The organism is Aeromonas enteropelogenes (assembly GCF_000819845.1).
Classification (GTDB): Bacteria; Pseudomonadota; Gammaproteobacteria; order Enterobacterales; family Aeromonadaceae; genus Aeromonas; species Aeromonas enteropelogenes.
Genome location: NZ_CDCG01000011.1, coordinates 97045 through 122568, shown reverse-complemented (window position 1 = coordinate 122568; position 25524 = coordinate 97045). Strand labels below are relative to the sequence as shown.

The window sequence follows — 25524 nt, the reverse complement described above, 5'->3', positions numbered from 1 at the left end:
CTTGAATCACAGGGCGTCGCAGCCAGCGGCGCCGACAGGGACCGGATATGGCTGAAGAGTTGAATGCCCTCAGGGACAAGATAGATGCGGTGGACAAACAGCTGATCGATCTGCTGGCTGCCCGTCTCGCCCTGGTGGGAGAAGTGGGTGAGGTGAAGAGCCGCCACGGCCTGCCCATCTACGCGCCGGATCGGGAGGCGAGCATGCTGGCTCGCCGCCGCGCCGAGGCCGAGGCACTGGGGGTGCCCGGCGATCTCATCGAAGACGTGCTGCGCCGGGTGATGCGCGAATCCTATATTCTGGAATCCGCCAGCGACAAAGAGCACCACTTCAAGTGCATGAAGCCGGACCTTGGCAAGGTGGTCATCATCGGCGGTCAAGGCCAGCTTGGCCGTCTGTTCGGCAATCTGTTCAGCCTCTCTGGCTATCGGGTCGAGACCCTCGAGCAGGAAGACTGGCCACGGGCTGACGAAATCCTCGCCGATACGGGGCTGGTGATGGTGGCGGTGCCCATCGACATCACCTGCCAGATCATCGACCGGCTCGGCAACCTGCCCGCCCGCTGCCTGCTGGTGGATGTCACCAGCGTGAAGGAGGAGCCGCTTGAACACATGCTGGCGGTGCACAAGGGGCCTGTGCTGGGACTACACCCCATGTTCGGGCCGGATGTGGCGAGCCTCGCCAAGCAGGTGATCGTCTGCTGTCAGGGGCGCGACGCTGCCGCCAGCCAGTGGCTGCTGGATCAGATGACCATCTGGGGAGCTCGGTTGCAGCAGGTAGAGGCCAAAGCCCACGACGAGGCCATGACCCTCATCCAGGCGCTGCGCCACTTTGCCACCTTCGCCTATGGCTGGCACCTCTCCCGCGAGCAGGCCAACATCGACCGTTTGCTGCATTTAAGCTCCCCCATATACCGGCTGGAGCTGGCCATGGTGGGACGGCTGTTTGCCCAGGATCCGCACCTCTATGCCGACATCATTTTGTCGTCACCGCAGAACCTCGCGATGATCCGCCGCTACTACCAGAACTTCGGCGAGGTGCTGGGGTTGCTGGAGCAAGGGGACAGGGCCGGCTTTATCGATGCCTTCAGCCAGGTATCCGGCTTCTTCGGCGAACATGCGCAGCAGTTCCTGAGGGAAAGCCGCACCCTGCTGGCCCAGGCCAACGACCGTCGTCACCACGGCTAAGCCCGGTTTGTCATCTTGCATACATAAAAAGAGGGAAGGCAGAGCCTTCCCTCTTTTATTGCTCCCGCCCAGTAATCCCAGCAGCCCCTCTTCCTGGTAAGAACTTGTCCGTATTCCCAATCCTGTTTACCAGGCCTCTCCTCCTGCTGCCTGACCCCAATATCTGTAACCTAGCCCGTTGTCTCCTTATCCTGTTCCATCACGCGAAAGAGGCCTTCAGCTTGTCAGGATTTAGTTGACCACTAAAGAGTCTCGTTATTGGCTGTGAGAGTTACCCATGCTGGTGTAAACAGAAGCTGTAGCTGACAGAGTAACGGAAGCCACCTTAGAAAACATCCAGGGGCATATCGGAATAAGTGGTGAGGTAATCAGGGACAGGAATCAGAAGGGCTCTGGACCGTATCGGGATAGTAGAAATGAAAATGGCCAGACTGATCAGTCTGGCCATTTAAGCGTCAAGTCAGAGACTCAAGCTAGGACTTCATGCAAATACAACTTAGAAGTTGTACTGCAGAGCAACAGTCCACTCGTCGTCCAGGTCGTTGATACCCTGGATCTTGTACTCGGTGTAAGCTTTCAGCTTCGGAGTGAAGGCGTACTGAACACCCAGCAGGGTTTCGTCAACCATATCCTCGTAGCGAGAGTCAGCAGCGCCGGAGTTAGCTTTGCCTTCTTTGAAGTTGTAACCAGCCAGGAAGGTCCAGGCATCTACGTTGTAAGAAGCAGCCAGCTCGTAGCCACGGCCCTTGTCTTTGTCACCACCGGTGGTGGTGTCATAGCTCAGGTCGCCTTGGGTATAAACACCAGCGAAGTAGAAGCCATTGATGGCGTAGTGTGCACCCAGAGCCCACTCTTTCTTGTCACCAGTGGTGCTGGTCACGGAGTTTTCCAGATCGGAGTAGGCATAACCGGCGTTGAAGCCCAGGCCGAAGTCGAAGTCGTAGCTGGCAGCAGCAGCATAACCATAGTTACGCTTAACGTTGTCACCGTATACAGCTTTCTCTTTGATACCTTGACCTACGTCGGTAACCTGAACAGCTTTATCATCGTTGGTCTGATAAGACAGCTTGCCTTTGAAGCCACCGAAGCTGTTGGAGTAGATGATCTGGCCTTCTTGACGACCGTCATAGAAGTTACCGGCATCGCCCCACTCGTTGAAGATATCGGTCGGTTCCAGTACATCGTAGAACGCGGTATCGGTCTGACCGAAGATGATCTTACCGTACTGAGTACCGTCGAAGCCGACATAAATGTGGCGGGAGTTGAACTTGTTGTCAGAGTTTTCAGCAGAGACTTGCCACTCGGTCTTGGCAATACCAGACCAGGTGTCGTTCAGAGCAATCTTACCGGACCAACCCAGACGGGAAGAACCAACCAGCTCACCATCTACATCTGCATAATGAGCATCAGCACCAGGGGTATACTCAGCAGCACCAGTGTCCTTGTTGAAACCCCAGGAGCCGTCAGTTGCAGCTACAGACTTGTTATGATCGCCGTAGTAGTTGGCCTGAACACGACCATACACATCAAAAGTTACGCCATCTTTGTCATACACAACGGCAGCGTTAGCTGCAGACGCAAACAGAGCCGGAATGGCAATAGCCAGAATTGTCTTTTTCATAGTTTCCAATGCCTACTGTAATTAAACACTAAGTCGTTGTTATTCCCTGTGTTAGCGATGTACTTTGCATCACTATGGCGCCGAGACTAGCACCCAGATTTCTGAACCGCAATGAAAAAACTTGGAACTTTTTATGGAAATCATGGTCACCGAGGGAAAAATGTGAGCCAAGTCCCATATTGCCCGCCTACGAAAAGAAAACGTTTGCAACCCATTTTGCTGTATTTTTGGCCTCGAATAGCTTGTTTCACAGGCTATGTCGTTTAACTGCCTGATAAACCACCAACGTGGTCTGATCTGCACGAAAAAGCCGTGATCATGGCCTCTATCTCGACCCCGACAGTGCGTTACAGGTATCCTACCTCTTCGATTGATTTCCTGACTGGCCTCTTCCTTATGTTGTCAACTCGCCTCAAAGCGACCATTCGCCATACCTATCGCCAGATTGCCGATGGATTACCCGGTTTCATGCCCCGCAAGGAGCAGAATTTCCTGGTGGCGGAAATCGCCAAGACCCTGACCGGAGAGTATGACAAGCAACGCCGTATTCTGGTGGCCGAGGCGGGTACCGGTATCGGCAAATCTCTTTCCTATGCCCAGGGTGCTATCCCGGTGGCCCGTCTGACCCAGAAAAAACTGGTGATCTCTACCGCCACCGTGGCCTTGCAGGAACAGTTGATCCACAAGGACCTCCCTTTTTACCATCAACATAGCGAACTGCCGTTTCGTTTCATGTTGGTCAAGGGACGCCAGCGCTACTGCTGCGAACATCTGCTGGAGCAGGCGGCGAGTGGCAGCGAGATGGCCAACTTCGAATTCGACTTCACCGCGCTCAGCAAGCACAAACCGTCGGATGCAGACAAGGATCGCTACCAGGCCCTGTGGCAGGCCTATACCCATGGCAAATGGGACGGAGACAGGGACAACTGGCCCGATCCTATCCCGGATCCCTGCTGGGATCGCATTGCCGCCGACCGCCATACCTGCAACAAGGCGCTCAGTCACCATCAACACTGCCCCTTTCATCGTGCCCGCAACGACATGGATGCGGCTGACGTGCTGGTGGTCAACCACGCCTTGCTGCTTTCCGACCTCACCATGGGGGGCGGCATCATATTGCCGCCCCCAGACGAGTGTATCTATGTGCTGGATGAGGCCCATCATTTGCCCACCATCGCCCGGGATCACGGCGCCGCCAGTGCCAGCGTGAAGGGTTCACGCCGCTGGCTGGAAAAACTGGTGCAAAGCGCCGGCAAGCTGGGGCGAACCCTGAACAAGGAGAGTCTGCTCGACCCGCAACTGAAGTTGCAGGATGCCCTCGCCTCCATCCAGCCCGACTTGAAAGCCGTCGAGCAGTGGCTGGCTGCCAACGATCGGTTATTTGGCAGCGAGCCCCATTACCGCTTCAGTGACGGCATCTTGCCGGATCCTCTGCCCATGCTGGCGGAGAATCTGAAGGAGTCGAGCAAGAAGGCGCTGCGGGCACTGGATCGGCTGCAGGGCGCCATTGGCGAGGCTCTGAAGGATGGCGAGATCCGCCGCAAGGAGGCCGAACCTCTGTTGGCCGAGAGTGGTTTTCACCTGCAGCGGCTGGAAAACTTTTGCGCCCTGTGGGAGATGCTTAGCCGCCATACGCCAACAGGCAAGACTCCCCTCGCCCGCTGGATGGCCAGGAGCGAGGATGGCGATATCTGGCTGCATGCCTCCCCCATCGAGGTAGGCTACCTGCTGGAGGAGTGGCTCTGGTCCAAATGCCTGGGAGCCGTGCTGGTCTCTGCTACCCTCACCGCCCTCTCCTCCTTCAGCTATTTTCGCCATCAGGTGGGGCTCAAGGAGCATGACGGTACCCGCTATCTGCGCCTGCGCTCCCCGTTTGATTACCAGAAAGCCGAGCTCTATTTGCCAAAGATGGCCCACGAGCCCAACTCCCCGGCCTTTACCCAGGAGTTGATCGATACCTTGCCACGCTTGCTGGCAGGCAAGGAGGCAAGCCTGGTGCTCTTCTCTTCCTACCGACAAATGAATGAAGTGGCGCAGGGTCTGCGGGCCAAGGGGCTGTCACTGCTGGTACAAGGAGAAGCCTCCCGCCACGCCCTGCTCACCCTGCACAGGCAAAAGTGCGACGGGGGACAAGCCAGCATACTATTTGGCACCGGCAGCTTCTCGGAAGGGCTGGATCTGCCGGGCCACTACCTCACCAACCTGGTGATCACCAAGCTCCCCTTCGCGGTCCCAAATTCACCTGTGGAAGAGGCCACGGCCGAGTGGGTCGAACAGCGGGGAGGCAACCCCTTCCTGCAGCTGACGGTGCCTGAAGCCTCTCGCAAACTGATCCAGGCCTGTGGTCGTCTGATCCGCAAGGAGGCGGATCGGGGGCGGGTCACCATCCTTGATCGTCGCCTGCTGACCAAGCGTTATGGCAAGGGGCTGCTGGATGCCCTCCCTCCGTTCAAGCGACGCATCGAGTAGACCAAGCCTCGATTGTTGACAAAAAAGCGGGTAACGGGACGAATGCCCCTCACTATAACGTGCAGTTGAAAGAGCAATTGCCGCCATGGGTCAAACCTGCAAGAATGAGCCCCTGTTTTCAGTGGGCAAACGCCTGACTGTTCAAGGAGATGAGATGAAACTGACTGTTCTGGTGCCAGCGCTGGCTGGTCTGTTATGGGCAGGTAGTGCCCTGGCCGATGCCCAATTGGAAGTCACCAACCCCTACGTGGTTCAACTGATCGATGGCCAGTCCATCAATCCCAAGCTGCTCGACAAGACCAACAGCTTCCCGCTCTCTGCTGGCAAGCACCAACTGGTGATCGCCTTTGAAGGCAACTACTCCAGCCGTAGTGATATCAAACTGGTCACCGCCGAGCCGCTGGTGATCAACTTTACCGCCGCCGACAACCAGCAGCTGGTGCTGGATTACAAGAAGCCCCGCAACGAAACCGAAGCCAAGCAGTTCACCAAGGATCAGAAGGTGGTGCTGAAAGACAAGGCCAGTGGTCAAGTCGTTGCCAGCGAGCAGTTTGTGATGCCGAAAGTGGAAGGCTTCCAGCTGACCCGCGACTATCAGCAAGAGCTGATCAACATGGGCAAGGCATTCAACCAACCCAAAACGGTAGCTGTCTCCACTGCCGCCGTGATGGCCGCCAACAGCGCACCGCTACAGGTGGCACCGAGCAAGGCCATGAGCAACCCGGAAGCCCTGACCCAGCTGCAAAACTGGTACAACAAGGCCGATGCGGAGACCCGCAAAGCCTTCCAGATCTGGGTTATCCAGCAGCAATAATCAATCTGTCGATCTCTATGATGGAGCAGCGACAAGGGGAGCCTGGCTCCCCTTTTTCATGGCACAATTTCAGATAACTGCATCCACCCCATCGACCTTATGTCACTGCAGATCTTCTACCACCCTTTCTACTCCGCCCTGGCGCTGCCCGAGCGACACCGCTTCCCCCTGGCCAAATACCAGGGTCTGTTCGAGCGACTCACCTCGGAGGGTTATCCTCTTGTCCGGGCACCTGCGGCAAGCACCGCGCAGATCTGTCGCATCCATGACAAGGATTATGTGGCGGCCGCCCTGGCCGGCCAACTGGATGCTCGCGCCATCCGCCAGCTCGGTTTCCCCTGGTCACCCATGCTGATTGAACGCACCCGGCATTCGGTCGGCGCCACCATAGCCGCCAGTCACCATGCGCTGGCACAAGGCTGCGGGCTGCAGATCTCCGGTGGCTATCATCACGCCCACCATGACCATGGCAGCGGCTTTTGCCTGTTCAACGATCTGGTGATCGCCGCACAATCCTGCCTGGACGAGGGGCGCTGTGAACAGGTGCTGATCATCGATCTTGACGTGCATCAGGGGGATGGCAGCGCGGCACTCTGTACGGGTCGGCGCGACATCATCACCCTCTCCCTGCACGGGGAGCACAACTTTCCCCGCCACAAACCCGCCTCCCACATGGATTTCCCCCTGCCAAGCGGCATGGAGGACGATGCCTACCTCACCACGCTGGCAGAGGCGCTCAATCTGGCGTTGCGGCTTTATGCCCCCGATCTCATCCTCTATCAGGCCGGCGTAGACGTGCATCATGCCGACGAACTCGGCTATCTCGCATTAAGTGATGAGGGGGTGCGCCAGCGCGATGCCATGGTCTTTGACTGCGCACAACGGCACGGGCTGCCCATTGCCGCCGTACCGGGCGGCGGCTACCGCCGTGACTGGCAACAGCTAATCCCGCTGCATATGTCCTTGTTTGAAGAGGCGAACAAACGCTACGGCTAGCCGTTGAGCTCTGCCTGGCCACCGTTGCAGACAACAACAAGGCGGCCCCTTGGCCGCCTCTGCTCTATATGCGTGCCATCCAGCCCCCTATCGGGAAGCGAGGATGGAGCCCTCTGCCGCCGACCACAGTTCAGGCGTGGGCCACCGGTGTCGAGTGTTTCCCCAAAGGGCGCAGCAGCATCAGCAGATAGAGCAAGGCCACGCCGGCGATCATGATGAACAGCAGGTTGTCCGAAAGGTGCTGCATCAGGAGCGCGGTATAGGCCGGGCCGAGCAGGCTGCCGATGGTGTAGCTCAGCAGCAGCGCCTGGTTCATGGCCACCAGCTGATGGTGCTCGACCTTCTCGCAGGCCCACGCCATGGCCACCGGATAGAGGGTGAAACCGGCGGCGCCCAGAATGAACAGCGCCGGCCCCATCGCCACGCCGCCGAGCATGGCCCCGCACCCCAGGATCACCACCAGCACCTGCACCCGCAGCACCGGCAGGCGACCGAACCTGTCCGCCAGCCGACCCACCGGCCACTGCCCCAGGATGCCGGCACTCACCATCACCGCCATCCAGTAACCAATGCCGGCATCGCTCACCCCCTGATGATTCAGGTAGAGCGGCATCAGGCCGTAGAGCGACCCCAGCACGATGCCGGAGATGATGCAGCCATCGACCCCGAGCCGTGCCTGACGCAGCCGCAACATGGACCAGACCCGGGTTGAGCCCTGCGCTTCGCTGCGCTCACTGACGATACGGGTGAACAACAGTGGCAGGATAGCCGCCAGGATCAGCCCACTCGCCCAGGGCAGTACCACCATCAGGCCGGTCGGCAACTTGCTGACCAAGAGCTGGCCGAGCACAGTGCCCAGGTAGTAGACCATCATGTAGGCGGCCAGCAGACGGCCCCGATTGTGCGCGTTGCCGCTGCACATCAGCGCGCTCTCCACCACCACCCAGATCATGGCGCAGCCGATACCGGCAATGAATCGCCAGCCGAGCCAGCTCCAGAAATCAAGGGTAATGCCGAGCCCGACACAACCGGCGGCAAAGAGGGCGGAGGCCAGGTAATAGCTGCGGTTGAAGCCGCAACGCCTGATCAAGGTGCCCGCCAGCAGGGTGCCCAGCAGGTTGCCGCTGAAATAGGAGGAGCCGACCATGCCCACCTGCCAGGTCGGCAGCTGTTCATGGGCAAGCCAGAGCGGTACCAGGGTATTGAGCACCGCGATGGAGAGGGTCAGCAGCAACAGGCCACAGAGCAATAACAGCACTGGCCGGGTGTATATGGTCATGGGTAAAACCGTGAGGAGAGTCAAAAATGCGAGCGCATCATGCCACCGCCAATGCCATTGTCAATCGGCACTGAAAGCAGGATCGCAAGGTTTTATCGAATGCTGCTGGTGCGGTGCAGCACGGCACCGTTCGGCGCCTAGCTTATCCCCTTGATTCACCGACTCTTTGGCCATGATGACGGGCAGATGCCGGTTGCCTGTCGGCCTCTTCTCAATCCTGGGGGCCATAACGAGAAGAGGCGACCCCGGGCCGCCTCTTCTTTATATACCTGGCACAAGGCCGGTCAGCGCTGACGCTTCTTGGCGTACTTGCGGCGGGCCCGCGCCTGACGCTCCTCTTCCCGCTCCGCCTTCTCCTTGGCCTTCTGTTCGGCCTCGGCATCGGCCTCCACGATTTCGCTGCTCACCATCTGCGGGGTCTCCAGGGAGATGCGGCCCAGCAGGCCAGAGCGGAACTCGTTGACCAGGATCTCGGACGCCTTGTGCAGATCCGACAGCCCCCCCTTGCGCATGAAGCCGCGCTGACGGGCGATGAGATCCAGCAGTTCGATCTCGGTCTCGGGCAGCGCGTCAATCTGATAGCGCGCCTGGATCCGCTCCGGATAGGCCTTGAGGAAGTAGTCAGCGGCGAACATGGCGATGTCCGCGTAGTCATAGACGGTATCCTTGATGGCGGCCGTGATGGCCAGCCGATAACCGCAGGAGGGCGGGTTGAGTTTGGGCCACAAGAAGCCCGGGGTGTCGGTCAGGATGACGTTGTTGTCGAGCTTGATCCGCTGCTGGGACTTGGTCACCCCCGCCTCGTTGCCGGTACGGGCGATGATGCGCCCCGCCAGGGTGTTGATCAGGGTGGATTTACCCACGTTGGGAATACCCATGATCATGGCGCGTACGCCGCGCAGCTCCAGATTGCGCTCCGGCAGCATCTCGTGGCAGAGGGTCAGCAGCTGCTTGATCTTCTCCGGCTCCTGCTGGGTCAGGGGCAGCGCCTTTATCCCCTTCTCCTGTTCCATGTGGGCCACCCACAGCGCGGTGATCTCGGGGTCGGCGAGGTCCGCCTTGTTGAGCACCTTGATCACCGGAGTATCGCCGCGCAGCTCGGGCACCAGCGGGTTTTCGCTGGAGAAGGGGATGCGGGCGTCGAGCATCTCTATGATGACATCGACCTGGGGCATGACCTCGGCAATCTCTTTGCGGGCCTTGTGCATGTGGCCGGGAAACCAGTTGATGGACATATCCGTTACTCTCATCTAGGGACTGCGGGCGCGGGCTTGCGGTGGCGCGAGCGGCGGGCGATGGCGGACGCAGGGCGTCGCAAGGGGGCGCATTTTACCTGTACCCGCCCCGATTTGACAGGCCATTCTAGCCGCCAGCCGGCAAACCGGCCAGATTTTCGCCCGCCCCCTCCCCTCGTCAGCCGATGTGGCCAGTCTCGGTTATTGATAGATAAGTGATTGATACAACATAACATTCACGCAACACCTTCATCGGATTGTCATCCAGTTTCACTAAAAGTGTCATCTGCGACCTCTAGGCTGCGCTCAGGTTTTACAAGGAGCGAACCCCAATGAGAAAGATGGCAGGACTTGCATTGATGATCGGCGCCGCCCTGGCCGCCGGCTGCAACTCCAACAACGACAGCAGTGCGCCCGAGCCCGGTGCCAAGAACGTGATCTTCTTCCTCGGCGACGGCATGGGTCTCAACACCCTGACCGCTGCCCGCATCTACGGCGTCGGTGAAGAGGGCAGCCTCACCATCGATACCCTGCCGGAGACGGCCTTCATCAAGACCTTCTCCCACGACGCCCAGGTGACCGACTCGGCCCCCTCCATGTCCGCCTACATGACCGGGGTCAAGAGCAACAACGGTGTCATCAGCATGGACGGCGATGCCACCCAGGAGAACGACTGCAGCAAGAGCGCCGGCAAGCCGGTCACCACCTTGCTGGAGCTGGCCAAGGCCGCCGGCCGCGGCACCGGCGTGGTCACCACCACCCGGGTGACCCACGCTACCCCGGCCGCCACCTATGCCCACCTCTGCAACCGGGATCTGGAGGCGGACATCGCCGCCCAGCTGGTACCCGGCGGCGCCGGTTACAACAGCGCCCTCAAAGAGGGTGTGGACGTGGTACTCGGCGGCGGCAGCAGCTTCTTCTTGCCCAAGGCCGACAAGGGCAAGCGCGAGGATGGCCGCAACCTCATCGACGAGATGAAGGCCAAGGGCTACCAATTTGCCGCAACCCTGGACGAGCTGAACCAAGCCGATGCGAGCAAGCCGCTGTTGGGGCTGTTTGGCTCAAGCCACATGAAATATGACCTGGACCGACCCGCCAGCGAGCCCTCCCTGACCCAGATGACCCTGGCCGCCATCAAGCAGCTCAAGGACAAGAAACAGGGCTACTTCCTGATGGTGGAAGGGGGGCGCATCGACCACGCCCTGCACGATACCAACGCCAAGCGTGCCCTGCAGGACACCCTCGCCTTCGACAACGCCATCAAGGCGACCATCGACGAGGTGAAGAAAACCGATCCCGAGCTGAAAAACACCCTGATCGTGGTCACCGCCGACCATGACCACACCTTGGTGCTCAACGGCTACGCCAAGCGAACCGGCAAGACCACCGCCGACAACCCCGGCGTACTCGGACTGGTGAAGAACTATGAAACCGGCGAACCGAGCAAGGATGCCGACGGCATGCCCTACACCATCATCGGCTTTGGCAACGGCTACAACCGGGTGGATGGTCCGCGCAGCAGCGTGGCACCGCTGGACGACGCCACCGTCTCTGCCAACGACTATCACCAGGAGGTGGTGGTCAAGGTAGGCGAGATAGGCAACGAGACCCACGGCGGCACCGACGTCTTCCTCGGCGCCATCGGCCAGGGAGCGGAGAGCTTCCACGGCTCACTCGACAACACCGCCGTGTTCGGCAAGGTCAAGGCTGCGGCCGGGCTGTAAGGAGCATTCCCATGAAAAGCGCCATGAAACAAAAACTGCATAAAACCCTCGTCAGCACGGCCCTGCTGGCCGCCCTCGGCGGCGCGGCCCAGGCACAGGCCAGCGACGCCAAAAACGTCATCCTGTTTATCGGTGACGGCATGGGCCCCACCGTGCTCACCGCCACCCGTCTCTACAAGGTGGGGGAAGAGGGCAATCTGGAGATGATGAAGCTGGCCCGCAGCGCTCGCATCAAGACCTTCTCCAACGATGCCCAGACCACCGACTCGGCCCCCTCCATGGCGGCCTACACCACCGGGGTCAAGATGAACAACGAGGTGATCGCCATGAGCAGCGACACCAAGGCCGTCGCGCCCGGCAAGGACGTCAACGGCAACAAGGGCATCAACAACTGCACCAGCGACAACGGCAAGCCGGTGCCCACCATTCTCGAACTGGCCAAGGCGGCCGGCAAGTCGGTGGGAGCCGTCACCACCACCGAGCTGACCCATGCCACCCCGGCCGCCACTTACTCCCACATCTGCCACCGGGATGCCGCCTACGCCATCGCCGAGCAGGCGGTACCGGGCGGCGCCGGCTTCAACACCGCGCTGGGGGATGGAGTCGACGTGCTGATGGGGGGCGGCGCCAACCACTGGACGCCCTACAACAGCACCAGCAACAAGGGTGGCCGCGCCGACGGGCGGGATCTCACCGCCGAGCTGACTGCCCAGGGCTACCACTACGTCACCACCAAAGATGATCTGGCTGGCGTCAACTCGGGCAAGGTGCTTGGGCTGTTCAGCGCCAAGTCCCACCTCGACTACGAGCTGGATCGGGTCGCCAAGGGGGCGGCAAGCACCCAGCCCTCCCTCTCTGAGATGACCGCCAAGGCGATCGATCTGCTCAGTCAGAACAGTCAGGGTTACTTCCTGATGGTGGAAGGGGGTCGCATCGATCACGCCCTGCACGGCACCAATGCCAAGCGCTCGCTCACCGACGCGGTGGCGCTGGACGAGGCGGTCAAGACGGCGCTCGGCAAGGTGGACCTGAAAGATACCCTGATCGTGGTCACCGCCGACCATGACCACACCATGACCATCAACGGCTACTCCGCCAAGGGCAACAAGGTGCTGGACCTGGTGAAAAATGGCGACGGCTCGACCCAGAACGACGTGGATGGCAAGCCGTTCACCACCCTGGTGTTCGGCAACGGCCCCAACCGCGCCGACGTGCGCCCCACCCTCACCAGCGATCAGGTGATGGCGGACGACTACCTGCAGGAGACCGGGGTCAAGCTCGGCTCCGAGACCCACGGCGGCGGCGATGTGATGCTGTTTGCCGACGGCGCCGGCAGCAGCCGCTTCAAGGGCACCCTCGACAACACCAAGGTGTTCGGCAAGCTCAAGGAGGCGCTCGGTCTGTAAACGGCAGGGCCCGGCCAGGTGCCGGGCCTTGCTCGCTCGAGCGAGACGGCATGATGCGATATTTATTACCCTTGTGGCTGCTCACCAGCAGCCTCTCTTTTTCCCTCCTTGCCGATGAAGTCCCCGATCTGGCCGCCCGCATCCGCTATCAGGACAGAGTGACCAGCAGCGACGGCATCAGCAAGGAGAGCCAGTGGCAGGAGAAGTGGTTGCGGGTCGGCGACCAGGTGTGGAGCCAGCGGCTCATTCCCCTCCCCCTGGCCCGTGCCTACCACGCCGCCCACGATGCCACCCCGGGCCACAAGCACTTTACCCACCAGATGGCGGCGCGCTGGGTGACCCGCAACCAGCAGGATGAGTTGCAACTGCGCTACGCCGACAACTGGCACAACCAGCTGGTGGAGGTACCGAAGGAGGAGTATGGCCAGGTAGCCTTCAAGCCCGACTGGCCCAGGATCCGCCACCTCATCAACCCGGCCCTGCTGCAGGAGATGACCCCCCTCGATGAGGCCGCCCCCGAGCAGGCGCGCTGGTATGAAAAGCGCGAGGGCAAGCAGCGCACCCGCATCCTCTGGTCGAGTCAGTGGCAGATCCCCCTGGTGGTGGAGTCCGCCAGTCTCGACGGCTACCGCAGCTACCGGATGGAGGTGACCTTGCGCAAACTGCCGAGCCAGTATCCCTGGCTGCAACTGGCGGACCACGAGGTGCGCGATCTACGGGATTTCTTCGACTGAGATCCCATCCCTCCTTGCCGAGGGAACGTTTTCAAAGGCAGGAGTGTTACACTCGATTAATTCCCCCCTGGTTCACTCGATGAATGCGTACATCCTGCCTGTTCTTTACCGCCCTGCTGCTGATGTTGATCCCGTTAGCTGCTCAGGCCATCGTGCTGGTGGCGGCAGAACTTCCTCCTTATGTGATCCGTGCCAAGCAGGGCAACCCCAGCGGCATGGTCATCGAAATCATGGAAGAGGCGGCCCGTCGCCTGGGGGAGCCGCTGACCGTGGAGCTGATGCCACTGGCCCGCGCCCTCACCGAGACCAACCATCGCCAGGATGTCTTGTTCGTGCCCCCGGTGCGCAGCGCCCGGCGCGAACACCTCTATGACTGGATAGCCCCCCTGCTGGAGGAGGATTTCGTCATCGTTACGGATCGCCGTCATCACCCCGTCCCCCTCAAGGTTCGGGAACTGCCAGCCCTTCGGGTGGGCACCCTGCGCTACTCCTTTGGCGAGACGTTGCTCAGGCAGCGACTCAATCTCGCGAGCCAGACGGTCGCCACCGAGGTACTCAACGCCCACAAGCTCCATCGTGGCCGCATCAATGCCTGGGTCGCAGCCTGGAACACCATCCTCTACAACCAGCAGCTTGGTGGATATGACGAGGCCCGGCTGGTACGAGGGGAGACCCTGATGAGCACCTCCCTGTTCGTCGCTGCCAACAAGGCGTTTCCTGCCGAACAGAAGCGGCGCTGGCAGGCTACCCTGGCCCGGATGCGCGCAGACGGTAGCCTGGCGCGGATCATCAAGCAGTACCACTATCAGGCCCCCGTCAGATAATCCAATCCGGTTGCCAAGGGTGATCAGAATGGTTATGGTATCCACATGAAAATATTCGTTATTTCTCCCTGTTTGCTCACACCCTGTTAAGCCCCCGCCTCGCTCCTTCGGCCGCGAGTCGCCAGGGGGCATGGTGTTTCCCGTCTGTTTTTTTTCAGCACTGACATCCGAATTTCGACCAGCTTGCCTGCCATCCTGGTCATTTAACCCATTGATAAGGAATATCCTATGAAACAACCTCATCTCGTCATCTCCAGCCTGGACCTGGATCGTATCGAACAGCTGCTCGGCAACCACCCCCAGCACCTGGCCCTGCAAGAGGAGCTGGATCGCGCCGAGATCCGCGAGCCGGCCGACATGCCGCCGGACGTGGTCACCATGAACAGCACGGTGCGCTTCAAGATGCAGAGCAGCGGCAACGAGTTTTGCCTCAATCTGGTCTATCCCCGCGATGCCAAAGGGGACGAGAGCAACATCTCGGTGCTGGCGCCGGTCGGCAGCGCCCTGCTGGGGCTGAAAGTCGGTGACAGCATCGCCTGGCCCGGCCCTGCCGGTCGCACCATTCAGGTGGAGATCCTCGAAGTGGTCTATCAGCCGGAGCGCGCAGGCGAGCTGCACCGCTGATCCCTCGGTGCGGGTCCGGGCAGCACGACCCACCCGCACCAACTGATCCCGATCAAGCTTTGCGCCGACAGAGAGGCGCTTTCCTCCTTTCACTCCCACTGCGGCTTGAGCCTGACCCGCCGGGCAGGTATCTTGTTGGCCGCGTCATGGTCATGACGCCCCGAATTTCAGGCTGACATCATGATTAAGATTGCCCTCATCGACGATCACCAGATCGTCCGATCCGGTTTTGCCCAACTGCTCAATCTGGAGCCCGATCTGCAGGTGGTCGCCGAATTCGGCTCCGCCAGCGACGCCTTGGCCGGTCTGCCCGGCAGCGGCGCCCGGGTCTGCGTCTGCGACATCTCCATGCCGGATCAATCCGGGCTGGAGCTGCTCAAGCAACTGCCCTCCGGCCTTGCCGTGGTGATGCTGTCGGTGCACGACAGTCCGGCCCTCATCGAGCAGGCGCTGCAGAGCGGGGCCAAAGGGTTTCTCTCCAAACGCTGCAGCCCGGACGAGCTGATCGCCGCGGTGCGCACCGCCGCCCTGGGTGGCTGCTACCTCACCCCGGACATCGCCCAGAAGCTCGCCAGCAGCAGCCGGGATCCTCTCACCAACCGGGAGCGGGAGATAGCCCAGCTGCTGGCCCAGGGACTGGAGGTGAAGAGCATCGCCGAGCGCCTCGGCCTCTCCCCCAAGACGGTGCACGTGCATCGCGCCAACCTGATGGACAAACTCAAGGTCAGCAATAACGTGGAGCTGGCCCACCGCATGCTGGACAGCTGGTGATCCCGCGTCTGGCCAGCTACGTCGCCATCATCCTGGCGGCCTGCTTCATCTTTGCCGCCGGCTGGTTTTGCCTGTGGAGCATCAGCCTGCACCTGGCGGGAGGCCCGGCCCTGGCGGTACTGCTGTTCCCCTTTGGCCTGCGCCTCGGTTTGTTGCTGCAAAGCCCCACTGCCTACTGGCCGCCGATCCTGCTGTGCGAAGGGGGGCTGCTCTACTGGCTCAACCTCGAGGTGGGGCTGCCCCACTGGCCCTGGCTGATGGCAGGCAGCCTGCTCACCCTGCTGCCGCTGCTCATCGCCCGCCGTCAGCAGGTACGCAACGACTGGCAGCAACTGCTACTACTGCTGGCGACGGTCACCGCCGCAGCCCTGCTGCAATCCCTACTCTGGCATCTGGCCGGGGAGGATGGCCTCTCCGCCCTGCTGCTCACCCTGACTGGCGGCCTGACCCTCACCTCCACCTGCATGCTGATCTGGCACTACCTGACCCGTGCCACCTGGGTGCCGCTGGGCCCTGCCCTGGTGGATCAGCCGGTGGACTGGCGCTTTCACCACCTGATCTGGTATCTGCTGCTGTTCGTGCTGAGCCTCTGGTTGCAGCTGGGGCTACCCAACTCCCTGGTGCGCTTCACCCCGTTTTGTCTGGCCATTCCCATCATCGCCATGGCCTGGCGCTACGGCTGGCAGGGGGCTCTGCTCGCCACCCTGATGAACACCATCGCCCTGCTGGCGAGCCAGGCCTGGCACGATCATCCGCTGGACTTGCTGCTCTCCCTGCTGGCCCAGAGCCTCACCGGCCTGCTGCTCGGCGCCGGCATCCAGCGCCAGCGGGAGCTCAACCAGGCGCTGACCCGCCAGCTTGCCCACAATCGCCAGCTCACCGAGCGGCTGCTGGAAACCGAGGAGAGCATCCGTAAAGAAGTGGCCCGCGAGCTGCACGATGACATCGGCCAGACCATCACCGCCATCCGCACCCAGGCGGGCATAGTGCGACGACTGGCACCGGACAACGCCGGCGTGGGCCAGAGCAGCGCCCTCATCGAGACCTTGTCCCTCGGCATCTATGACGCGGTACGCGCCCTGCTCGGCCGGCTGCGCCCCCGCCAGCTCGACGATATGAGTCTGGAGCAGGCGGTGCGCGCCCTGCTAAGAGAACTGGAGCTGGATCGCCACGGCATCGTCACCCGACTGGAGTGGCAGCTGCCCGACGCAGATCTCTCCGACGCCCAGCGGGTCACCCTGTTTCGGGTCTGTCAGGAGGGGCTCAACAACGTGGTGAAACACGCCAACGCCCACTCGGTCACCATCCGCGCCAGCCAAGGCGGCGAGCAGCTGAAACTGGTGCTGGAGGACGACGGCCGCGGCCTGCCCCAGCCTAGCCCCGCGCAGGGTTACGGTCTGCTCGGCATTCGCGAGCGGGTGCAGGCACTGGGGGGCAGCCTGCAACTCTCCTGCACCCACGGTACCCAGCTCACCGTCAATCTGCCCAGCCGCAGGCGGGAGGAGGCCCATGATTAACCCCCCGCGGTCACCGGAGCGCCGTCCCATGCTGAGCTTTATGAGAAGCGCGCCGCCCCGGCCGCCTCTGCGCGATCAGGCCGAGATTGACGCCACCTATCGCCACTGGCGGCTGCACCTGCTGCTGACCATGTATCTGGGCTATGCGGTCTTCTACTTCACCCGCAAGAGCTTCAACTTCGCCATGCCGGACATGCTGACAAACGGCATGCTGGACAAGGCCGACATCGGCATGATGTGGACCCTGTTCTACATCACCTACGGCTGCTCCAAGTTCTTCTCCGGCATCATCAGCGACCGGGCCAACCCGCGCTACTTCATGGGCCTCGGCCTGATGGCGACCGGGGTCATCAATATCCTGTTCGGCCTCTCGTCGTCCCTCTTGTTGTTTGCCGCCCTCTGGGTCGCCAACGCCTTCTTCCAGGGCTGGGGCTGGCCCCCCTGCTCCAAGCTGCTCACCAGCTGGTATTCGCGCAGCGAACGCGGGGTCTGGTGGTCGGCCTGGAACACGGCCCACAACGTGGGCGGGGCCCTGATCCCGCTCATCGTCAGCACCCTGGCCCTGCAGCATGGCTGGCGCTACGGCATGATAGTGCCCGGCCTCATCGCCATCGTCGCGGGGCTGTTCCTCTGCTGGCGGCTGCGGGATACCCCGAGCGCCATGGGGCTGCCCACGGTGGGCGTGTGGCGCAACGATGTCATGGAGCTGGCCCAGCAGACCCAGGATGCGGGTCTCTCCCATCGCCAGATCCTGCGCAAGTATGTGCTGGGCAACCCTTACATCTGGCTGCTCGCCTGCTGCTACGTGCTGGTCTATGTGGTGCGCACCGCCATCAATGACTGGGGTAACCTCTATATGACGGAGCAACGCGGCTTCGATCTGATGAGCGCCAACTCGGCCATCTCCATGTTCGAGGTGGGGGGCTTTATCGGCGCTCTGGTAGCGGGTTGGGGGTCGGACAAGCTGTTCAACGGCAATCGCGGCCCCATGAACCTCATCTTCGCGGTGGGGATACTGCTCTCGGTGGGGTCGCTGTGGCTGATGCCCTTCTTCAGCTATGTGATGCAGGCGGCCTGCTTCTTCACCATCGGCTTTTTCGTGTTCGGCCCCCAGATGCTGATCGGCATGGCGGCGGCGGAGTGTTCCCACAAGAATTCGGCGGGAGCGGCCACCGGTTTCGTCGGCCTGTTCGCCTACATGGGGGCGGCGCTCTCCGGCTATCCCCTGGCCAAGGTGATGGAGATCTGGCACTGGAACGGCTTCTTCGTGGTGATCTCGGTGGCCGCCGGGGTCTCGGCCTTGCTGCTCCTTCCCTTCCTCAAGGCCCAGGCCCCCAGAGTGGCGCAAGTCGACCTCCCCTGAATCTCGCACCGTGCCCGCCCTCCCATGCATGAATTCAATCGAGGCTCTCCATGATGATGGGGCGGTTCAATTGTCTCCTCTTTTGGCCTCAATGGCCCTCGAACACATTTTGCGCTTGAACCCACTCTATTAGATAGATATGTTGTTTTCGTGTGATTTTATGAGTGAAGCCATGAGCAAAAAATGCCTCTAACCTCTTGAGTCTTCTGACACAATTCGGTTTTGGTACATTTTTCACTCACTTCGTTATTCATAGCATCTCATATGGGGCTTTTGCTCCGCTCAAGACATTCATCCTGTCTTGCCTGTTGCCGGATGCAGCAGTCTCTTGTGCCACGGAGTCGCACGGGATCAGGTTCAAGGCCGAACACAACATCGACAGAGACGTCACTATGATCAAAAAACTGCTTCTTTCTACCCTGCTGTTTTGCGGGCTGGCCAGTGCGGCCCCGACCCCAGCCCCCACTTCTACCCTGGATGCCGTGCTGGAGCGCGGTGTGCTGCGAGTCGGCTTCGACGCCGGCTATCAGCCGTTCGAGATGACCAACAAGCAGGGCCAGTACATCGGCTTTGACGTGGATCTGGCCAAGATGGTTGCCAAGGAGATGGGCGTCAAGGTCGAGTTCGTCAACACCGCCTGGGATGGCATCATCCCGGCACTGCTGACCAACAAGTTCGACGTCATCATGGGCGGCATGACCGTCACCCCCCAGCGCAACCTGCGCGTCAACTTCGCCGATCCCTACATAGTCGTTGGCCAGACCATCGTCCTGCGCAAGGATAAAGCGGGCGAGATCAAGTCGTTCCAGGATCTGAACGATCCCAAGTACAAGATCGCGGTCAAGCTGGGCACCACTGGCGAGCAGGCGGTCAAGCGCCTGATCCCCAAAGCCACCCTGCTGCAGTTTGAAACCCAGGATGACGCCAAGCTGGAAGTGATCAACGGCAAGGTCGACGCGTTTGTCTACGACCTGCCCTACAACGCCATCTTCGCCTCCCAGAATCAGGGAGCCGTGGTGCACCTGGACAAGCCGTTCACCTTCGAACCGCTGGCCTGGGCCATCCGCAAGGGGGATCAGGACACCCTCAACTGGTTCAACAACTACCTGCGCCAGATCAAGGGCGACGGCAGCTACGACCGCCTCTACAAGAAGTGGTTCGAATCCACTACCTGGCTGAACCAGCTGAAATAACCTCCCGGGGGGCGGCATGCCGCCCCCGCACCCCGCTCCTCCCCCAACAATAACGAGAAGAGGTTGTGACTGTGCACATCCCCAAACCGACAAGACAGATGGAAAAGCAGCCCAACCAGCTGCTCTGGCACGGCGTGTTTCTGCTGATCGTGCTGGCAGCCATATTCGGCATCTATAAAGCGGTCCAGTCCATTGACTACACCTGGCGCTGGGAGCGTATTCCCCAATACATCGCCTATCAGGCGGAGCAGAAAAACTATGCCGAGTTCGACGGCACCGTGATTGCCGGTACCACCGAGGCCGACAAGGGCAAACTGTTCCTGCAAGATGATCTCGACCCCAACCAGCGCCAACCCATCGCCACCCGTGGCGCCCAGGTCGCCGAAGGGGATACCGTCTTTCGCGGCGACGCCCTCGACATTCAACTGAGCTGGACCGCTGGCCCCATCGCCTGGGGCGTCTGGGTCACGGTCAAGCTCTCCCTGGTGGCCGGGGTGTTCGCCATCCTGCTCGGCACCCTGGCCGGCTTGGCGCGGCTCTCCCCCAATCCGGCCCTGCGCAACCTGGCGGTTACCTATGTGGAACTCATCCGTGGCACCCCGCTGCTGGTGCAGATCTTCATCGTCTATTTTTTCATCGGCACTGTGCTGAACCTCGACCGCTTCACCGCCGGGGTGGCGGCGCTTGCCGTCTTTACCGGTGCCTATGTGGCGGAAATCGTGCGTGCCGGCATCAGCTCCATCCATAAAGGGCAGATGGAGGCTGGCCGCAGCCTCGGGATGACTTCGGCCCAGACCATGCGTTACGTGATCCTGCCCCAGGCCTTCAAGCGGGTGCTGCCGCCCCTGGCCGGCCAGTTCATCAACCTCATCAAGGACTCGTCGCTGGTCTCGGTCATCTCCATCACGGATCTCACCAAGGCGGGTCGCGAAGTGGTGAGCTCCACTTTCAGCCCGTTCGAAGTGTGGTTCACCGTGGCCCTGCTCTATCTGGTGCTCACCGGCACCCTCTCTTTCCTGGTGCGTCGTCTGGAGGTACAACATGCGCGCAGCAACTGATCCCATTATCAAAGCGGCCAGCGTGGAGAAGTTCTATGGCAGCGAGGTGCATGCCCTGAAGAACGTCAGTACCCAGGTGGCCGAAGGGGAAGTGGTGGTGATCGTGGGCCCCAGCGGCTCTGGCAAATCCACCTTCCTGCGCACCCTCAACCAGCTGGAGACCATCAACGATGGCCAGATCGTGGTCGACGGCATCAGCCTGACCGAGCCTGGCGACGTCAACAAGTTGCGGGAAGAGGTGGGCATGGTGTTTCAGTCCTTCAACCTCTTTCCCCATCTGAGCGTGCTGGACAACATCTGCCTCGCCCCGCAAAAGGTGCGGGGTCTGTCGCGCAAGGATGCCGAGGACAGAGCCAAAAACCTGCTGCTGAAAGTAGGGCTCTCGAACAAGGCCCGGAGTTACCCCTCCCAGCTCTCGGGCGGCCAGCAGCAGCGGGTGGCCATCGCCCGGGCGCTCGCCATGCAGCCGCGCATTATGCTGTTTGACGAGCCCACCAGTGCGCTGGACCCCGAAATGGTCGGCGAGGTGCTGGACGTGATGAAGGGGCTGGCCCGGGAAGGGATGACCATGGTGGTGGTGACCCACGAGATGGGCTTTGCCCGCGAGGTAGCCGACCGAGTGCTCTTCATGGAGAGCGGCGAACTGCTGGTGGACGAAAAACCGGGGGATTTCTTCGACAACCCTTCCTCCCCGCGGCTGCGCCAGTTCCTGAGCCAGGTGCTCTAGCAAACCGGACAACCGGAGAAGAAAAACAGAAAGAGGGGCCAAACTGCCCCTCTTTGCCGTCCGGATCCCGGCCATTTTCCCGCTGAACCTATTTGCGCCGGTTACCAGTTCAGCGTGGAGACTTTCCCAGATATTTCTCGACGATGGCCCTGATCCCGTCCTGTTTCTTCAACTGGTAGAGCCCCTTGTCAAATTGCCCGGCAAAATCCTCCCTGAAGGGAAACGCCCCCTTGCGACTGTAGCCGAGAAACCCCTGCTCCCGACTGATCACGGGCCCCTGCTTGAGCCGCGACATATCGGCCACCGCCAGCTGGTTGTTCTGGATCATGTCGAGCAGCTCAAAGAGCAAAGAGAGGCGATCATTGACAGTACAATCCACCCGCCCCCGGACTATCTTGAGCAGGTTTTCCCGGTTGCCCTTCACCTCTTCCACCTCTATCTTGCGCTCTTTCACCAATTGCCAGAAGGGGGGGCTACCGATGGCAAACCCTGCGTTGATGCCAAAACGAAGGCCCTGGTAATCGCCGGGAAAACGGGCCTGCGGGGTATTGACCGCCACGCCCTCACCACACATCACCACCAGCTCCTCATCGAGCATGGGTTGCGAATAGGGCCAGATCCAGGGCCGGCTGTCCGGCATATAGTAGGGCGGGAAAATGGCGAAGGCCGCCCCCTGCTCTATCATGCTGAGACCCCGTCGCCAGGGGACTGGCTTGATCACCACCTCGTACTCCTCCATGGAGGCGGTCACCTGGCGCACTATGTCGGCATAGATGCCCCTGACTTCCTCTCCCTCCTGCCAGGAGTAGGGCGGATAACTGGCATCGGCCAGGATCTCGACCCGGGTCTTGGCCTGCGCCAGCAGGCAGACCCCCATCAACAAACAGCACCACAGCCGCATCGTCTGCTACTCCAGAGGTAGAAAGCTCCACCAAGCATAGTCACTGCGCCGGACCGTCAGGGACGCCATCCCTCATTGCTGGCGAGTTGGCGCCGCTTGCCAACCTGGCCGTGCGGATAACGGGACAAATTGTTAATGAAAGATGACATCCATCCTTTATGCTGGAGAGCAATTGCTCTGGATGGATACCCGACATGGATGTGCAACTGCTCTTGCTCTACCTCTCCCCTGTCTTTGTGGCCTTTATCGGCTGGGAGATGCTCTATCTGCGACGCCATGGCGCCGCTTTTCCCACCGCGACCTACCAGTGGCGGGATCTCCTCGCCAACGCCACCCTGGCCCTGATGCACCAGGGGAGCGACGCCCTGGCAGCCATCGCCATCGCTTACCTGTATGACGCCCTGTGGGGATGGCGTCTGCTGGACATCGAGCTCAACGCCTGGAGCCTCTTGCTGCTGTTTTTGCTGCAGGATCTCTGCTACTGGCTGTTCCACTTCGCCAGCCACCATGTGCGCTGGTTGTGGGCCTCCCACGTGGTGCACCACAGCTCGGAGCGGCTCAACCTCTCCACCGCCTTTCGCCAGAGCCTGATGTATCCGGTCTCCGGCATGTGGCTGTTCTGGATCCCCATGATCCTCATCGGCTTTCCACCCGAAGCCGTGGTCGCCACCGTACTCTTGAGCCTGGGTTTTCAGTTCTTCGTCCACACCCAGGTGGTGGGCAAACTCGGCCGCCTTGAGTGGGTCTTCAATACGCCCTCCCACCACAGGGTGCACCACGCCAGCAACGCCAAATACATAGACCGCAACTTCGCCGGTGTGCTCATCATCTGGGACAGGCTGTTTGGCACCTTCGTCGAGGAAGACCCCGCCGAGCCGTGTCGCTTTGGCATCACCAAGCCCATCCACAGTTTCAACCCGCTCACCCTCACCTTTCACGAGTGGCGCGACATGCTGCGGGACGCCCGTGGCCTGCCCTGGCGCGTCAGACTCAAGGTGCTGTTTGGCAAGCCGGCGGGGCCGGCCTCTTCCGACCGTTGACGACAAAAAACAAGGCCACCCTAAGGTGGCCTTGTTGCAACATGACGTTCGGACGACTCAACGCCCTGCCAGTATCCGCTTGGTCTGTTTGACCCAGTCGGAGACCCTTCCCTGCTGGGGCAACCCTTGCCAGATCTGCTCCCACTGGGCCGGGCTCAGGGGACGACCCAGGCGACGCTGCACCCCGGCGTAGAGGTAGTCGTGGGCCGTAGTACGGGCCTGGGCCGAGGTGAGGAACTTGGAAACCGGATCGGTCAGACGCACGTCCCGCATGCCGAGCAGCGGGTAGTCGTTGTGCACCGCCGCCAGCATGGTCTCGCGCATGGCCGACTCGATATAGCCGCGGGCAAACAGGGCGGTCACCGACTCCAGAGAGCCCTGATCCGGGCCGTGATACTCCTCATCAAAGATGGGGCTCGGCTCGGCCATGGCGCTTTGCACCACGGCATCGGGATCCGGCTGCGGCACCACCACGGCAGCCTTGGGGGCGGTGGGCCTGGTGGCCACAGCCGCCTTTTGCGGCGCGCTCTGGCTACAGGCACCCAGTGTCAGGGCGAGCGCCACACAGGCCAGCGCACGGGAATGAGACTGCATCTTCATGACTCCTTGTGTCGATCCTTTTACGATTCCTGCGCGGGCTTCTCGGCTGCCACCACCGGATCCAGCCGGGTGACCAGCAGCTGGTCAATCTTGTAGCTGTCGATATCCACCACTTCGAACTTGTAGCCGGCATATTTGACCGAATCAGTCCGCTTGGGGATCTTGCGCAGCATGTACATGATGAAACCGGCGATGGTCTCGTAGTTCTGGTTTTCCGGGAACTCTTCGATATCGAAGGCGCGCATCACGTCGGAGATGGGGGTCACCCCGTCCACCAGCCAGGAGTTTTCGTCGCGCTGGACGATCTGCTCCTCCACCACGTGGGTCGCCCACTCACCCATGACGGTGCTCATCAGATCGTTCATGGTGACGATCCCCACCACCAGGGCATACTCGTTCATCACCACGGCGAAGTCGCCACGATGGTTCTTGAAGTACTCCATCGCCTCGTAGAGGTTCAGGGTGTCGGGCAGAATGATGACACTCTGCACCAGGGAGCCGCTGTTGAGATCGATGTTCTGGCCACCGATGACGCGGATCAGCAGCTCCTTGGAATCAACGAAGCCCTTGACGCTGTCGAGGTTGTGGTCACATACCAGAAACTTGTTGTGGGGATGCTCGGCGATCTTGGCCTTGATGCTCTCCTCCCCCTCTTGCAGGGTGAAGTAGATAAGGCTCTCGCGCGCGGTCATGGCGGAGGTCACGCACAGAGACTGCAGCTCAAACACGTTCTCGATGAGCTGGTGCTCCTCGCGCTGGATGACGCCGGCCTCGGCGCCTGCATCCATCACCGCATAGATGTCGTCAGAGGTGATCTCGTCACGGCGCACCGTCGAGATGCGCAGCATGCGAAACAGGGTATTGGCCAGCCCGTTGAACACCCACACCAGTGGCAACAGTACGGCGACGAAGAACATCATGGGGCGCACCACCACCACGGCGATCCGCTCGGGCATGGTCATGGCCAGGCGCTTGGGCATCAGGTCGGCCAGCAGGATGAACATGCCGGTGACAAACACGAAGGAGATGCCCGAGCTGATCTCGCCAAGCCAGGGGCCCTGATAGAAGCCGGAGACGATCTCCTTGATGGCGGGGTTGAGTGAGGATTCCCCCAAAATACCGCCCAGGATGGCGACGGTATTGAGACCAATCTGCACCACGGTGAAAAAGTTGCCCGGCTGAGCCTGCAGTGCCAGCACCTTTTCGGCCTGGCGATTGCCTTCGTCCGCCATCACCTGCAACTTGATCTTGCGGGACGCGGCGAGAGAGATCTCGGAAAGGGAGAAGAACACGCTGCCGGCGACCAGCAGCATCAGAAAGAACAAACTATCGGCAAAACTCATGATTAACCTATTGCAACAGCCGCCTTAGCACAAGACGGCAAACTGGGCCCGGGAGGCCGGACCGTGAGTCCATCCGGGACTCACAAGGGGGCTATTCT

22 protein-coding genes are annotated in these 25524 nt (G+C 61.0%); 16 read left to right on the top strand and 6 right to left on the bottom strand.

The features are described 5' to 3' along the window. The first annotated feature begins 47 nt into the window (after window positions 1–47). The gene (gene tyrA / locus BN1123_RS04005) at window positions 48–1187 is read left to right on the top strand and encodes a bifunctional chorismate mutase/prephenate dehydrogenase (protein ID WP_042025484.1); all 1140 of its coding nucleotides are present in this window, start codon (window positions 48–50) and stop codon (window positions 1185–1187) included. Between the two features lie 496 nt (window positions 1188–1683). Here the strand turns inward: tyrA and BN1123_RS04000 are convergent, their stop codons facing one another. After that, a complete protein-coding gene (locus BN1123_RS04000; RefSeq protein ID WP_042025483.1) occupies window positions 1684–2808 on the bottom strand; it encodes a porin in 1125 nt (374 codons plus the stop codon). 396 nt (window positions 2809–3204) lie between these two features. Between BN1123_RS04000 and dinG the strand changes: the two genes are divergently transcribed. The 3 genes from dinG to BN1123_RS03985 all read left to right on the top strand — a co-directional run bounded on the left by dinG (window position 3205) and on the right by BN1123_RS03985 (window position 7087). After that, window positions 3205–5277 (top strand): ATP-dependent DNA helicase DinG, encoded by a 2073-nt coding sequence (gene dinG, locus BN1123_RS03995; protein ID WP_042025482.1) that lies wholly within the window; start codon window positions 3205–3207, stop codon window positions 5275–5277. A 154-nt stretch (window positions 5278–5431) separates the two neighbouring features. Beyond that, window positions 5432–6091: a YccT family protein gene (locus tag BN1123_RS03990; RefSeq protein ID WP_042025481.1), complete on the top strand. Its 660-nt coding sequence runs from the start codon at window positions 5432–5434 to the stop codon at window positions 6089–6091. Between the two features lie 99 nt (window positions 6092–6190). Next, entirely contained in the window at window positions 6191–7087 is an 897-nt protein-coding gene (locus BN1123_RS03985; protein WP_042025480.1) for a histone deacetylase family protein, read from the top strand. A 130-nt stretch (window positions 7088–7217) separates the two neighbouring features. Here BN1123_RS03985 and BN1123_RS03980 read toward each other — a convergent pair whose 3' ends face one another. Continuing rightward, entirely contained in the window at window positions 7218–8366 is a 1149-nt protein-coding gene (locus tag BN1123_RS03980; protein WP_042025479.1) for an MFS transporter, read from the bottom strand. A 284-nt stretch (window positions 8367–8650) separates the two neighbouring features. After that, the gene (gene ylqF / locus BN1123_RS03975) at window positions 8651–9601 is read right to left on the bottom strand and encodes a ribosome biogenesis GTPase YlqF (protein ID WP_010633500.1); all 951 of its coding nucleotides are present in this window, start codon (window positions 9599–9601) and stop codon (window positions 8651–8653) included. Window positions 9602–9933: 332 nt separating this feature from the next. Between ylqF and BN1123_RS03970 the strand changes: the two genes are divergently transcribed. The 11 genes from BN1123_RS03970 to BN1123_RS03920 all read left to right on the top strand — a co-directional run bounded on the left by BN1123_RS03970 (window position 9934) and on the right by BN1123_RS03920 (window position 21542). After that, complete coding sequence (locus tag BN1123_RS03970) at window positions 9934–11325, top strand: alkaline phosphatase (protein ID WP_024942425.1); 1392 nt, start codon at window positions 9934–9936, stop codon at window positions 11323–11325. Window positions 11326–11336: 11 nt separating this feature from the next. Beyond that, entirely contained in the window at window positions 11337–12731 is a 1395-nt protein-coding gene (locus tag BN1123_RS03965; RefSeq protein WP_042025478.1) for an alkaline phosphatase, read from the top strand. Between the two features lie 50 nt (window positions 12732–12781). Further along, window positions 12782–13465 (top strand): hypothetical protein, encoded by a 684-nt coding sequence (locus tag BN1123_RS03960; protein ID WP_042025477.1) that lies wholly within the window; start codon window positions 12782–12784, stop codon window positions 13463–13465. Between the two features lie 83 nt (window positions 13466–13548). Continuing rightward, window positions 13549–14289, top strand: coding sequence for a substrate-binding periplasmic protein (locus BN1123_RS03955; protein ID WP_042025476.1), 741 nt, complete (start codon window positions 13549–13551; stop codon window positions 14287–14289). 228 nt (window positions 14290–14517) lie between these two features. Then, window positions 14518–14913: a nucleoside diphosphate kinase regulator gene (gene rnk / locus BN1123_RS03950; protein ID WP_026456481.1), complete on the top strand. Its 396-nt coding sequence runs from the start codon at window positions 14518–14520 to the stop codon at window positions 14911–14913. A gap of 180 nt (window positions 14914–15093) precedes the next feature. Continuing rightward, window positions 15094–15684: a response regulator transcription factor UhpA gene (uhpA, locus tag BN1123_RS03945; protein WP_042025474.1), complete on the top strand. Its 591-nt coding sequence runs from the start codon at window positions 15094–15096 to the stop codon at window positions 15682–15684. Further along, complete coding sequence (gene uhpB / locus BN1123_RS03940) at window positions 15681–17201, top strand: signal transduction histidine-protein kinase/phosphatase UhpB (protein WP_042025472.1); 1521 nt, start codon at window positions 15681–15683, stop codon at window positions 17199–17201. The genes uhpA and uhpB overlap by 4 nt, the downstream gene beginning before the upstream one ends. A gap of 28 nt (window positions 17202–17229) precedes the next feature. Then, a complete protein-coding gene (gene uhpC / locus BN1123_RS03935; RefSeq protein WP_042025471.1) occupies window positions 17230–18564 on the top strand; it encodes an MFS transporter in 1335 nt (444 codons plus the stop codon). A 392-nt stretch (window positions 18565–18956) separates the two neighbouring features. Then, window positions 18957–19757 carry a transporter substrate-binding domain-containing protein gene (locus BN1123_RS03930; RefSeq protein WP_026457279.1) on the top strand — a complete coding sequence of 267 codons (801 nt, stop codon included), beginning with the start codon at window positions 18957–18959 and terminating at the stop codon, window positions 19755–19757. A 98-nt stretch (window positions 19758–19855) separates the two neighbouring features. Next, the gene (locus tag BN1123_RS03925; protein ID WP_042025469.1) at window positions 19856–20815 is read left to right on the top strand and encodes an amino acid ABC transporter permease; all 960 of its coding nucleotides are present in this window, start codon (window positions 19856–19858) and stop codon (window positions 20813–20815) included. Continuing rightward, entirely contained in the window at window positions 20799–21542 is a 744-nt protein-coding gene (locus BN1123_RS03920) for an amino acid ABC transporter ATP-binding protein (RefSeq protein ID WP_042025468.1), read from the top strand. The genes BN1123_RS03925 and BN1123_RS03920 overlap by 17 nt, the downstream gene beginning before the upstream one ends. A 109-nt stretch (window positions 21543–21651) precedes the next feature. Here the strand turns inward: BN1123_RS03920 and BN1123_RS03915 are convergent, their stop codons facing one another. Beyond that, window positions 21652–22443 carry a substrate-binding periplasmic protein gene (locus BN1123_RS03915; RefSeq protein WP_042025467.1) on the bottom strand — a complete coding sequence of 264 codons (792 nt, stop codon included), beginning with the start codon at window positions 22441–22443 and terminating at the stop codon, window positions 21652–21654. Between the two features lie 194 nt (window positions 22444–22637). Here BN1123_RS03915 and BN1123_RS03910 point away from each other — a divergent pair, with 194 nt between their 5' ends. Further along, window positions 22638–23483, top strand: coding sequence for a sterol desaturase family protein (locus tag BN1123_RS03910; RefSeq protein WP_042025466.1), 846 nt, complete (start codon window positions 22638–22640; stop codon window positions 23481–23483). 57 nt (window positions 23484–23540) lie between these two features. Here BN1123_RS03910 and BN1123_RS03905 read toward each other — a convergent pair whose 3' ends face one another. Continuing rightward, window positions 23541–24083 (bottom strand): hypothetical protein, encoded by a 543-nt coding sequence (locus BN1123_RS03905; protein ID WP_042025465.1) that lies wholly within the window; start codon window positions 24081–24083, stop codon window positions 23541–23543. Between the two features lie 20 nt (window positions 24084–24103). Next, entirely contained in the window at window positions 24104–25426 is a 1323-nt protein-coding gene (gene paeA / locus BN1123_RS03900) for a polyamine export protein PaeA (protein WP_042025463.1), read from the bottom strand. Window positions 25427–25524 lie beyond the last annotated feature (98 nt).